Below are 12,598 nucleotides of genomic sequence, written 5' to 3' on the forward strand. Positions count from 1 at the left end.
AGAGTCTCTAAGAAAAGGAGCTTTAAAGAACGAGTAACATTAATTTTATATATAATTGCAGTATCTTTTAAAGTGGCACTGTTTGACCGAAACAGCTGGCACCATTACTCCGAAATAGCCAATCGAGATTTAAATGCTCCGAGACTTGTCTCATTCTAAAAAGATACTGTTCCGTTTAATGCATCGCAAGCTTACCCCGAAGTAGTCTACGCGCTAAATAAGACTTAAGTTCCTTTCCTTTGAAGGGAGGATCCGGATGCTGTGTTGTCGAATCGCTTTATAAATTATTCCACCGTTAAAGTGCTCTTAATCCAACTCCTGCTTTAGCCCGAGCTTGCTAACTTTAAAGAAATTTAGTTTACAACTATCATGATCAAATCCATAAATCCATACAATCAGCAGGTTGTATTTGAAACCAAGGAACTCACTAAAAAAGAAACCGAGGCTGCTATTGATGCTGCTCACCAGCGTTTTTTATCCTGGCGGAAAACTTCGTATTCAGAACGCAGTAAACTGATGCAGGCAGCAGCAGCTGAACTCAAAAAGAACAAGCAAGAATATGCAGAGACGATGACTTTAGAAATGGGGAAACCCATTGCACAGTCCATCGCAGAGATCGAAAAATGTGCCTGGGTTTGTGAATATTATGCAGCGCATGCTGAAAGTCATCTGGCAGATGAAACTATCAAAACCGATGCGGCAGCAAGTTATGTGAGCTACGAACCCCTAGGTGTTGTACTTGCTGTAATGCCCTGGAATTACCCTTTTTGGCAGGTTTTTCGCTTTGCGGCACCAGCATTGATGGCGGGAAACATCGGTATTTTAAAGCACGCCAGTAATGTGATGCAGAGTGCGATTAATATTCAAAAAGTGTTTGAACGTGCAGGTTTTCCTAAAGCTTGTTTTACCAATTTGCCACTGAGCAGTTCTAAGATCGAAGCGATCATCAAAAACCCTAAAGTAAAGGCTGTTACGCTTACCGGTAGCAAACCAGCAGGTAGTGCTGTGGCTTCAACTGCCGGAAGTGAAATCAAGAAATCAGTTTTAGAATTAGGCGGAAGCAACGCACTTGTGGTATTTGAAGATTGTAATCTGGAAGAGACCCTTAAAACTGCTGTGCAGGCACGTTTTCAGAATACCGGGCAAAGTTGTATTGCAGGTAAGCGTTTGATTTTACATAAAAATATAGCGGAAGCATTTACAGAGAACTATGTAAAAGCTGTTCGGGAACTCAAGAGCGGTGATCCTATGGATGAAAACACGTATATAGGTGTGATGGCGCGTCCTGATCTTGCTGAAGAATTAGAAGAACAATTAAAGAACAGTGTAAAAGCGGGTGCCCAAGTTTTAATAGGAGGAAAGCGGAACAACGCTTATTTTGAGCCAACAGTAGTGACGGGTGTAACTCCGGAAATGTCTTTATTTAAAGAAGAAACGTTTGGTCCTGTAATAGGTATTACCACTTTTGAAACCGAAGAAGAAGCGGTTGATCTGGTTAATAAGTCTGATTTTGGTTTAGGGGTTTCCATTTTTACGGAAGATATGGAACGCGCTAAGAAGTTGGTGCCATTATTTGATGACGGGGCGGTTTTTGTAAATGAATTGGTGAAGAGTGACCCAAGATTGCCTTTTGGAGGGACTAAGATTTCGGGATATGGTCGCGAACTTTCAGCAGACGGTATTCAGGAATTTGTAAACCGAAAAACTGTTTACTTTAATAAATACTAATCGTATCAGGTGTCATCGAGAACTGTAAAATTTGAATTTTGACGCTTGAGTTTTAAATAACTCACTATTTTTAAAAAATAACGAACAATCCATTCTATGCCCGAAATTAATATACGTCGTGTCACTAAGGAAGATACCGACTTTATTTTAAGCTTATTGCCCAGTCTTACCGATCCTGAATTACCCCATTGGAGAGATCCAGATGTAATGCTGGATATTGATCAGCGGATCTTGAAATCTGAAATTCAGGATGGGAGTGAAGACAATGCTATTTTTATAGCAGAAGATAGCGAGACACAAAAACAACTCGGTTTTATTTTTCTTGAAATAGGTACTGACTATTATCATAGAGAGCCTCACGGTCATATCGCAGATATTATTGTTGCTCCAGCTGCTCGCGGCCGCGGAATAGGTAAACTGCTTATGAATAAAGCAGAAGCGTGGACAAAGGAGTGTGGCTATAAACTGCTGACACTAAATGTTTTTGATGACAATAAAAAAGCCCGCAAGCTCTACCAGTCTTTAGGTTTTACGCCAGACTTAACAAAGTATGGTAAAATATTATAGGTCAATTAAAAAATCCCGTCTGCAATACAGGCGGGATTTTTTAATTAAGCTGCTCTTAGCAGTCTTGTGACTATAAAATCACCATTTTTGATGAATCTGAGCTTTTAAATGTTTGTCATAAATCGCATTCATTTTTTCAATTTGATCTTTAGAGAGACTCGGTTTCTCTCCTGCTGATAAATTAGATAATAAATGTTCTTCCTTAGAAGCGCCCGGAATAATTGTACTTACCGTTTTATGAGATAAAATCCATTGCAGAGCGATAGGAGCAAGATTTTCCGCATCTGGAAATAATTGCTTAAGTTCATTCACAGCTTCAAGACCGGTATCATAGTTAACTCCAGAGAAGGTTTCTCCTTTGTCAAAAGCTTCCCCGTCTCGATTGAAGTTGCGGTGGTCTTCTTTATCAAAAGCGGTGTTTTTATCAAATTTTCCGGTAAGCAATCCGCTGGCCAGAGGGACACGAACAATTACTCCGATATCATTTTTTTCCGCTTCGCGAAAGAATAGTTCAGCAGGTCGTTGTCTAAACAGATTGAAGATGATTTGCACGGTGGTTACATTATCGTACTGCATCGCCTTGATGCCTTCTTCCACTTTTTCTACACTTACGCCCAGATTAGCGATTTTACCTTCTTTTTTCAAATCTTCAAAAAGTCCAAAAATCTCGGGTCTGTAATAGGTGTCGGTAGGAGGGCAATGCAGTTGAATAAGATCCAGGCGTTCTAGACCGGTATTCTTTAAACTAGCTTCTACAAATTTACGCAGCGCTTTAGGCGTATAGCCTTCATCCACGTGGGGATTAATTTGTCTACCGCATTTTGTAGCTATATAAACTTCTTCAGATCGGCTACGCAACACACGACCTACAGCAGCTTCGCTCAGGCCGCTTTCATAAACATCAGCAGTGTCAATAAAATTTATGCCTTTATCTATTGCGGTGTTGATGATTTTTTCGGCAGTGGGATCGTCAAAACCAGAGCCCCATTTGCCACCAACTTGCCATGTGCCCAGTGAGATTTCTGATATATTGAGATTGGTTTTACCTAATTTTCGGTAATTCATTATAAATGTGTTTGAGAATTTTCACTAAAAATACAAAACCACTTATTTTCTGCTAACAAAAAGTTTACAAAGCGGTCTTAAAATAGTGTATTTTGAAAAATTGAGGTTTAGTTAAAATTTTCTATAAATGTGTAATGCTGCCCGACATATTATAAATATTTTTACTGTATATGAGAAAGCAACTGATTAGTGTTCGTTCAATTATTGTCATCAAACTGTTTTGATGCGGAACGCTATATATTATAAATAGACCTTCCGTTAAACTGGAAGGTTTTTTTTTGGAGTTGATTTTTCAATTTGAGAAGGTTTTTTTGACGGATTGAACATAGTAGTATTTTGTATTTAAAAAACTGAAAAACAGATGATTGAAATGTTTTTAATATTTTTTGGTATATCTAAAGAATTTTAAGAGAATAATTGATAAAAAGAAGGAATAGCTAATTTCGATATAGATTTATAACAATGGAATTAAATAAATACAGTAAAACTGTAACTCAAGACCCAACATTGCCGGCAGCTCAAGCCATGTTACATGCAATTGGTCTAACAGATGACGACTTAAAAAAACCGCTAATTGGTATTGCGAGTACTGGTTATGAGGGTAATCCGTGTAATATGCACCTTAATGATCTGGCTACTCACGTAAAAAAGGGAGCGGCTAATGCAGATCTGGTTGGACTTATTTTTAACACGATAGGTGTTAGTGATGGTATTTCTAACGGAACACCGGGAATGCGGTTCTCTCTGCCTTCGCGTGATATTATTGCGGACTCTATGGAGACCGTGGTGCAGGCAATGAGTTATGACGGACTCGTAACTGTAGTGGGTTGCGATAAAAATATGCCGGGAGCTTTAATGGCGCAATTGCGCTTAAACAGACCTTCTATTTTAGTTTATGGAGGTACAATTGCTTCAGGATGCCATAACGGTAAAAAATTAGATATTATTTCTGCTTTTGAAGCGTATGGGCAAAAAGTTGCCGGTACGATAGATGAATCAGAATTTAAAGAAGTTGTGCATAAGGCGTGTCCGGGAGCAGGAGCTTGTGGAGGTATGTATACCGCAAATACGATGGCTTCAGCAATTGAAGCTTTAGGGATGTCGTTGCCTTTTAACTCTTCAAACCCGGCGGTTACAGATTCTAATATTAAAGAAGCAGAATGTGTAAAAGCAGGCGAAGCGTTGAGATACTTGTTAGAGCACGATATTAAACCTTCTGATATTGTAACTAAAGAATCCTTAGAAAATGCATTCCGATTAGTAACGGTTTTAGGAGGGTCAACCAATGCGGTATTACACTTTTTGGCGATTGCTAAATCGGCTCAGCTAGAATTTACATTGAAAGATTTTCAAAAAATCAGTGATAATACGCCATTACTAGCCGATTTAAAACCTAGTGGTAAATACTCTATGGAAGATCTACACGGAGTAGGTGGTATTCCAGGAGTATTGAAATATATGCTGGATAACGATATGCTGCATGGAGCTTGCTTAACGGTAACCGGTAAAACGCTGGCTGAAAACTTAAAAGATGTACCGAATCTAATAGACGGTCAGGATATCGTAAGAACCCTTGATAAGCCTATTAAAGACAGTGGTCATATCAGAATCTTATTTGGAAACTTAGCTACGGAAGGTGCTGTGGCAAAAATCACCGGTAAAGAAGGTTTAGAATTTAGAGGTACGGCAAACGTATTTGATAGTGAAGCCGCTGTAAACGAAGGTATCAAAACCGGAAAAGTGAAAAAAGGTGATGTGGTGATCATTCGCTATGAAGGTCCGAAAGGAGGACCGGGAATGCCAGAAATGCTTAAGCCTACTTCTTCGATTATGGGAGCTGGTTTGGGTAAAGATGTGGCATTGATTACCGATGGGCGTTTCTCAGGAGGGTCTCACGGTTTTGTAGTGGGGCACGTTTCGCCAGAGGCTCAAGTAGGTGGTAACATCGCACTTGTAGAGAATGGAGATGTCATCGCAATTGACGCGGTGAAGAATACGATCAATATTGAAATATCTGATGAAGAGTTAGATAAAAGAAGAGAAAAATGGACCGCTCCTGCGCTTAGATTTCAGCGTGGAGCACTTTATAAATATGCTAAAACCGTCTCGTCAGCATCAAAAGGTTGTGTGACAGACGAAATGTAAAAGGCTATGGATACTATTCAAACAATCAAATTGCAAGACACTGCTGTAGAAGCTACGCAGCGTTTAACGGGTAAAGAAGCGATAATCAAATGCTTGCTTGCAGAAGGTGTAGATACACTTTATGGTTATCCGGGAGGGGCTATTATGCCTGTTTATGATGAGTTGTATAAATATCAAGACAAATTGCATCACGTCTTAACCCGTCACGAGCAAGGTGCAACGCACGCTGCTCAGGGGTATGCACGTGTGAGTGGCAGAGTAGGAGTTGCCATTGCAACATCGGGACCTGGAGCAACTAACCTTATAACGGGTATTGCTGATGCGCAAATAGACTCAACTCCTATGGTCTGTATTACCGGTCAGGTAGCATCTCATTTGTTAGGGAGTGACGCCTTTCAAGAAACGGATATCATAGGTATCTCTACTCCGGTAACCAAATGGAATTACCAGATCACTAAAGCTTCAGAGATTCCTGAAGTACTGGCAAAGGCATTTTATATCGCAAAAAGTGGGCGTCCGGGCCCAGTCTTGATTGATATCACAAAAGATGCGCAGTTTGAGGAGTTTGATTTTGTGTATAAAAAATGCAAAGCTGTTCGTAGTTACAAACCTGAGCCTAAATTAAATCCAGATTCAGTTAAGGCTGCAGCAGATTTAATTAATAATGCTAAAAAGCCCATGATTGTTTGGGGGCAAGGCGTTATTCTAGGTAAGGCTGAAGAAGAATTTAAAGCAGTTGTAGAAAAGTCGGGAGTTCCTGCAGCGTGGACCATCCTGGGTGTTTCTGCCATCCCTACAGATCATCCCTTAAATGTGGGAATGGTAGGAATGCATGGTAATTATGGTCCGAATGTATTGACTAATGAATGTGATGTTTTAATCGCAATCGGGATGCGTTTTGATGACCGTGTTACGGGTAATTTAGAGACCTATGCGAAACAGGCTAAAGTGATTCATTTTGAGATTGATCCAGCAGAAGTAAATAAAAATGTAGAAGCAGATATTGCGGTTTTAGGTAACAGTAAAGAAACGCTTGCAGCATTACTTCCGCTTTTAGAAGAAAAGCAACACACCGATTGGCACAATCGTTTTAAAGAATTGTATCAGATTGAATATGATAAAATCATAAAAGACGATATAACTCCGGAGAAAGAAGGCCTGACCATGGGTGAGGTTCTTGAAGGAATCAATAAAGTTTCTAAAGGAGACGCAGTTATTGTATCAGACGTAGGACAGCATCAAATGATTGCATGTCGTTATGCTAAATTCAATAAATCAAAAAGTAATGTAACTTCAGGAGGATTAGGAACGATGGGCTTTGCGCTTCCGGCAGCAATAGGTGCTAAAATGGGAGCTCCAGACAGGCCTGTAGTGGCAATTATTGGTGACGGTGGTTACCAGATGACGATTCAAGAATTAGGAACAATTTTTCAAACGAAAGTTCCCGTGAAAATCGTTGTGTTGAACAATGATTTCTTAGGGATGGTACGCCAATGGCAACAGCTGTTCTTTGACCGTCGTTACGCTTCAACAGAAATGGTGAATCCAGATTTTGTAGCGATTGCAAAAGGATACTTTATAGATGCACAACGTGTTTCAAAACGAGAAGATCTTGCAGGAGCTATAGCAGAAATGCTTACGGCTGAAGGCCCTTATTTCTTAGAAGTGAAAGTAGAGAAAGAAGATAATGTATTCCCCATGATTCCAACAGGAGCCTCTGTTTCAGATATTAGATTAGAATAGTTATGAGCGAGACAAAAACATATACCGTATCCATTTATACCGAAAATAATGTAGGCTTATTGAACCGCATTTCGGCAATATTTCAACGTAGAAAAATAAATATTGAAAGCCTGAACACTTCGATTTCTGAAATAGAAGGGGTTTCAAAATTTACGATCGTGATCAATCTTACTGAAGATCGCGTGAAGAAAGTGATCGGTCAGTTAGAGAAACAGGTTGAGGTGATTAAAGCCTATTACCATACTGACGAAGAGACGATCTTTTTAGAAACCTGTCTGTTTAAAATAAAATCAGATTTGCTTTTTGAAGAGCGTCAGATTCAAAATATTATTAAAGAAAGCAGTGCACGCATTGTGACGGTAAATAAAGAATTCTTTGTTCTTGAAAAAGCCGGGCGTCGTAGTGAGATAGACTTATTATACCGGGAGCTGAGCGCTTTTGGGATTATGCAGTTTACCCGTTCGGGACGTATTTCGGTTTCTAAAGAAGAAATGAAAATCTCATCCATGCTTGCAGAATTTGCAGAATAAAACAAACTAATCAACATCAATAAAAATTAATACAATGTCAAATTACTTTAATACGCTATCTCTAAGAGAACAATTGGCACAATTAGCCAAATGTCGCTTTATGGAATCTGAAGAATTTTCAAACGGGATAGAAGCATTACGCGGAAAAAAAGTAGTCATCGTAGGTTGCGGTGCACAAGGTTTAAATCAAGGTTTAAATATGCGTGACAGCGGCTTAGATATCTCTTATGCTCTGCGTGAAGGCGCGATTAAAGAAAAAAGAGCTTCTTATAAAAATGCTGTAGATAATGGCTTTACTGTAGGTACTTATGAAGAGTTGATACCCACTGCAGACCTCGTGTGTAACCTTACTCCAGATAAGCAGCATACTTCAGTAGTTAACACGGTTATGCCTTTGATGAAAAAAGGTGCAACGTTGGCCTATAGCCATGGATTTAATATCGTAGAAGAAGGCATGCAAATACGTGAAGACCTAACGGTTATTATGTGTGCACCTAAATGTCCGGGTTCTGAAGTACGTGAAGAATACAAGCGTGGTTTTGGTGTTCCTACTTTGATTGCTGTTCACCCTGAGAACGATCCTGAAGGAAAAGGTTTAGATCAGGCAAAAGCGTATGCTGTTGGAACCGGGGGTCACCGAGCAGGTGTGTTAGAATCTTCTTTTGTTGCCGAAGTAAAAAGTGATTTAATGGGTGAGCAAACCATTCTTTGTGGGATGCTTCAAACAGGATCTATTCTTTGCTTTGATAAAATGATCGAAAAAGGAATCGATGCAGGATACGCTTCTAAATTGATTCAATACGGTTGGGAAACCATTACCGAAGCCTTAAAGCACGGTGGTATTACCAATATGATGGATCGTTTGAATAATCCTTCAAAAATAAAAGCCTTTGAACTCGCTGAAGAAATTAAAGACATTACGCGTCCGTTATTCCATAAGCATATGGATGATATCATCTCCGGTCATTTCTCAAAAACAATGATGGAAGACTGGGCTAATGATGATGTTAACTTATTAAAATGGCGTGCTGCAACCGGAGAAACTGCTTTCGAAAAAACTCCGGCAGGAAGTATGGAAATCAGCGAGCAGGAATTTTTTGATCACGGGGTGTTGATGGTTGCTATGGTAAAAGCCGGGGTAGAGCTTGCATTTGAAACGATGACCGAAGCCGGTATCATCGAAGAGTCGGCTTACTACGAGTCGTTACACGAAACGCCACTTATCGCTAACACCATTGCACGTAAGAAATTATTTGAAATGAATCGTGTGATTTCTGACACGGCAGAGTACGGTTGTTATTTATTTGACCATGCGTGTAAGCCTATGCTAACCGATTTTATGAAGAGTATAGATACTGATGTAATCGGTAAAGCGTATGCTACAGATAATGCTGTAGATAACAAGACACTGATTGCTGTAAATGATGCGATACGTGCTCACGAAGTTGAAGCAGTAGGAGCTTGGTTGCGTGAGTCTATGACCGCGATGAAAGAAATTAAAACAGTTGCTTCAGAAGAAGCAGTGACTGCTTAAATTAGTATAAGTTCTCTTGAGGAAACCTCAGAGTATTTTAATCTCATATGTTGAGTTAACTGAATACACTAAATGTGCATCAAAACTTTGATGCACATTTAGTCAATCAAAATATTTAAATTTTGAGCGACTTAAAAACAACATTTTTTCCGGACTTAGAAAATGTAAAAAAGGCTGCAAAAACCTTAGAGGGAGTTGCAGCCTTAACTCCTTTATTGCCAAGTTTGAATTATTCACGCAAGTTTGAAGCTAATATAATGCTGAAGCGTGAAGATCTACAACAGGTGCGGTCTTACAAAATACGCGGAGCCTTTAATAAAATAAATTCGTTAACAGAAGCGGAACGTGCTAAGGGTATTGTTTGCGCCAGTGCAGGAAATCATGCACAGGGCGTGGCATTTGCATGTGCAAAATTGAAAATTAACGGAACTATTTTTATGCCGGCTCCCACACCTAAGCAGAAGATAGAACAGGTTGAGATGTTTGGAGGAGATTTTGTAACTATTCAACTTACAGGGGATACCTTTGATGATGCCTATAAAGCTTCTAAAATAGAATGTGATGCGCTAGGTAAAATCTTTGTACACCCTTTTGATGATGAAAAAATAATTGAAGGTCAGGCGACTGTAGGGCTTGAGATTATAGAGCAATCGACATCGGATATTGACTATGTCTTTGTTCCGGTAGGCGGGGGCGGACTCGCATCAGGCTTGAGCACGGTTTTTCATTTATTATCGCCCAATACCAAGGTTATTGGTGTAGAACCCGAAGGAGCGCCTTCGATGAGCACTTCTATATTTAATAAAGAGAATACGACCTTATCTCTTATTGAAAAGTTTGTAGATGGAGCAGCAGTTCAACGTGTAGGAGAACGCACTTTTGCTATTTGTAAAGAGTATCTTGAGCAAATGGTAACCGTTCCTGAGGGAAAAGTGTGTCAAACCATTTTGGATTTGTATAATAAAGAAGCGATTGTAGTAGAACCTGCCGGTGCTTTGACCTTATCGGTTTTAGATCAGTTTGCAGAGGAGATTAAGGGAAAAAATGTAGTTTGTATCGTGAGCGGCAGCAATAACGATATTACCCGTACTGCAGAAATCAAAGAGCGTGCGTTACTGTATCACGGTTTAAAACACTATTTCATTATAAGATTCCCACAGCGTGCTGGTGCTTTGCGTGAATTTTTAAATGAGATATTAGGACCTGAAGATGACATTACTTTTTTTGAATACAAAAAGAAAACGTCTCGAGAGGATGGTCCTGCAGTGGTAGGAATCGAACTTAAAGATCGTTCTGATCTTAAGCCTTTAATAGCACGTATGAAGAGTCGTAAATTCTTTGGAGAATATCTGAACGATAAGCCAGACTTGTTCGAATTCCTGATTTAATAATCTCTTAATCTGAAATTTGATAAATTAGAGGATATGTTTTTACAAATTCTTAATTAATGTGTAAAGTTAACCAACCAAATGAAACAATTAACTTCAGAAATACCAAACGAGTTTAGCGTAGAACCTATTGAACAGCGTAATTATCTAATTAACGGAAAGCTGTTTAGCTGGAAGGGGGAAACGGCAGATGTTTTTTCAAGCATTCATACCGATGTTGATGGCGAGCGCAAACCCACCCGTTTGGGGTCTATTCCCAGCTTAGGTGAGGAAGAAGCTGTCGCTGCGGTAGATGCTGCGCATCAGGCGTATGACCGCGGTCAAGGACTTTGGCCAACTATGAAAGTAGCGGATCGCATCAAGTGTATGCAGACTTTTGTCGCCAAAATGAAAGAAAAGCGGGAGCTTATTGTAAAACTCCTGATGTGGGAAATAGGAAAGAATCATCCTGATTCTCAGAAAGAATTTGACCGAACAGTAGAGTATATTCTCGATACCATTGAAGACTATAAAGAGATGGATCGGGATAGTGCGAAGTTTCACAAACAAGCCGGAATTCACGCGCACATACGCAGAGGGCCATTAGGTGTTGTTTTATGTTTAGGACCTTACAACTACCCACTAAACGAAACATTCTGTTTATTGATTCCTGCTTTAATTATGGGAAACACAGCCGTTTTTAAACCGGCCAAACATGGTGTTTTATTAATAACGCCTTTGCTCGAAGCATTTCAGGAAAGTTTTCCTGCAGGAGTTGTAAATATTTTATTCGGTCGCGGTAGAGCAGTAGCTACACCTATTATGAAAACCGGTAAAGTAGATGTATTAGCCTTAATCGGTCACAGTTCGTCTGCAAATGCACTGCAGGCGTTGCACCCTAAACAAAATCGTCTGCGCCTCGTTTTAGGGTTGGAAGCCAAAAATCCGGCGATTATTCTTCCGGATGCCGATTTAGATTTAGCAGTAGCTGAATGTATTGCCGGAACACTTTCGTTTAACGGGCAGCGTTGTACTGCGCTTAAAGTGATCTACGTACACGAAAACATTGCCGAAACCTTCAACCGTAAATTTGCTGAAGCAGTTGATGCTCTAAAATTTGGATTACCCTGGGAAGAAGGTGTAACTCTTACTCCATTGCCTGAGCCTTCAAAACCCGAATACATACAGGGATTGATAGATGATGCAAAGGCTAAAGGAGCCGAAATTCTTAATGAAAAGGGTGGAGAGCATTCAGAGAATTTTATCTGGCCGGCAGTCTTGTTTCCGGTAAGTAAGGATATGGAAGTATACAAAGAGGAGCAATTCGGGCCTGTTATTCCAGTGCTTACTTTTAAACATATCGATGAGCCGCTTGATGATATGGCAGCGTCTAATTACGGACAGCAGGTGAGTCTTTTTGGTAAAGATGTAAAAGCTTTGGCTCCGCTTATTGATACCTTAGTGAATCTGGTATGTCGTGTGAATTTAAACAGTTCGTGTCAGCGTGGTCCTGATGTGTATCCGTTCACCGGTCGAAAAGATTCAGCCGTGGGAACATTAAGTGTTCATGATGCCTTGCGTTCCTTTTCAATACGAACGTTTTTAGCTTCTAAAGACAATGCATACAACAATGCAATACTCAATGAGCTGCTAGATACTAAAAAGTCCAACTTTGTAAGCACCGATTACTTATTGTAATCGTTCAGAATTGATATTTTGATTAAATAATAATCAGTGATCACCGTAATTTGGACAGAAATCTAAAGAAATCATAAAAAAGTAGATTTAGGTGACATTTCCCTGTAAAATGGGACGGTCATTTAAATCTACTTTGTATTTTAGCTGCACCAATGAAGGGAATTATAAAACATATCATACAATTGAAAGACGCAGCTGAGGCTGGTATTTCATTTTTGTAT

Annotated in this window: 9 protein-coding genes; 8 read left to right on the forward strand and 1 reads right to left on the reverse strand. The window is 39.6% G+C overall.

Annotated features, from left to right (window positions below; all coding sequences use genetic code 11):
- Nucleotides 1–369: 369 nt before the first annotated feature.
- Together DSM02_RS18190 and DSM02_RS18195 are read left to right on the forward strand one after the other, a co-directional pair.
- Nucleotides 370–1,728: an NAD-dependent succinate-semialdehyde dehydrogenase gene (locus DSM02_RS18190; protein ID WP_128766918.1), complete on the forward strand. Its 1,359-nt coding sequence runs from the start codon at nucleotides 370–372 to the stop codon at nucleotides 1,726–1,728.
- 96 nt (nucleotides 1,729–1,824) lie between these two features.
- A complete protein-coding gene (locus DSM02_RS18195; RefSeq protein ID WP_128766919.1) occupies nucleotides 1,825–2,295 on the forward strand; it encodes a GNAT family N-acetyltransferase in 471 nt (156 codons plus the stop codon).
- A 78-nt stretch (nucleotides 2,296–2,373) separates the two neighbouring features.
- On the opposite strand, the gene DSM02_RS18200 is transcribed toward DSM02_RS18195, so the two are convergent.
- A complete protein-coding gene (locus tag DSM02_RS18200; RefSeq protein WP_128766920.1) occupies nucleotides 2,374–3,360 on the reverse strand; it encodes an aldo/keto reductase in 987 nt (328 codons plus the stop codon).
- Between the two features lie 462 nt (nucleotides 3,361–3,822).
- On the opposite strand from DSM02_RS18200, the gene ilvD reads away from it, so the two are divergent.
- The 6 genes from ilvD to DSM02_RS18230 all read left to right on the forward strand — a co-directional run bounded on the left by ilvD (nucleotide 3,823) and on the right by DSM02_RS18230 (nucleotide 12,377).
- On the forward strand, nucleotides 3,823–5,505 hold the full coding sequence (gene ilvD, locus DSM02_RS18205) for a dihydroxy-acid dehydratase (protein ID WP_128766921.1): 1,683 nt from the start codon (nucleotides 3,823–3,825) through the stop codon (nucleotides 5,503–5,505).
- A gap of 6 nt (nucleotides 5,506–5,511) precedes the next feature.
- Nucleotides 5,512–7,248 (forward strand): biosynthetic-type acetolactate synthase large subunit, encoded by a 1,737-nt coding sequence (gene ilvB, locus DSM02_RS18210; RefSeq protein WP_128766922.1) that lies wholly within the window; start codon nucleotides 5,512–5,514, stop codon nucleotides 7,246–7,248.
- 2 nt (nucleotides 7,249–7,250) lie between these two features.
- Nucleotides 7,251–7,778, forward strand: a complete 528-nt coding sequence (ilvN, locus tag DSM02_RS18215) for an acetolactate synthase small subunit (protein WP_128760557.1) — start codon at nucleotides 7,251–7,253, stop codon at nucleotides 7,776–7,778.
- Nucleotides 7,779–7,812: 34 nt separating this feature from the next.
- Nucleotides 7,813–9,312, forward strand: coding sequence for a ketol-acid reductoisomerase (gene ilvC / locus DSM02_RS18220; protein WP_128766923.1), 1,500 nt, complete (start codon nucleotides 7,813–7,815; stop codon nucleotides 9,310–9,312).
- Nucleotides 9,313–9,434: 122 nt separating this feature from the next.
- The gene (gene ilvA, locus DSM02_RS18225) at nucleotides 9,435–10,700 is read left to right on the forward strand and encodes a threonine ammonia-lyase IlvA (RefSeq protein ID WP_128766924.1); all 1,266 of its coding nucleotides are present in this window, start codon (nucleotides 9,435–9,437) and stop codon (nucleotides 10,698–10,700) included.
- Between the two features lie 81 nt (nucleotides 10,701–10,781).
- On the forward strand, nucleotides 10,782–12,377 hold the full coding sequence (locus DSM02_RS18230; protein ID WP_128766925.1) for an NADP-dependent glyceraldehyde-3-phosphate dehydrogenase: 1,596 nt from the start codon (nucleotides 10,782–10,784) through the stop codon (nucleotides 12,375–12,377).
- Nucleotides 12,378–12,598: the final 221 nt, after the last annotated feature.

It is taken from the genome of Leeuwenhoekiella polynyae, assembly GCF_004104075.1.
GTDB classification, from domain to species: domain Bacteria; phylum Bacteroidota; class Bacteroidia; order Flavobacteriales; family Flavobacteriaceae; genus Leeuwenhoekiella; species Leeuwenhoekiella polynyae.

What these genes read in the sequence shown, in the direction of transcription:
- DSM02_RS18190 (WP_128766918.1), top strand. Translation starts at nt 370, where the DNA reads ATGATCAAATCCATAAATCCATACAATCAGCAGGTTGTATTTGAAACC.
- DSM02_RS18195 (WP_128766919.1), top strand. Translation starts at nt 1,825, where the DNA reads ATGCCCGAAATTAATATACGTCGTGTCACTAAGGAAGATACCGACTTT.
- DSM02_RS18200 (WP_128766920.1), bottom strand. Translation starts at nt 3,360, where the DNA reads ATGAATTACCGAAAATTAGGTAAAACCAATCTCAATATATCAGAAATC.
- ilvD (WP_128766921.1), top strand. Translation starts at nt 3,823, where the DNA reads ATGGAATTAAATAAATACAGTAAAACTGTAACTCAAGACCCAACATTG.
- ilvB (WP_128766922.1), top strand. Translation starts at nt 5,512, where the DNA reads ATGGATACTATTCAAACAATCAAATTGCAAGACACTGCTGTAGAAGCT.
- ilvN (WP_128760557.1), top strand. Translation starts at nt 7,251, where the DNA reads ATGAGCGAGACAAAAACATATACCGTATCCATTTATACCGAAAATAAT.
- ilvC (WP_128766923.1), top strand. Translation starts at nt 7,813, where the DNA reads ATGTCAAATTACTTTAATACGCTATCTCTAAGAGAACAATTGGCACAA.
- DSM02_RS18230 (WP_128766925.1), top strand. Translation starts at nt 10,782, where the DNA reads ATGAAACAATTAACTTCAGAAATACCAAACGAGTTTAGCGTAGAACCT.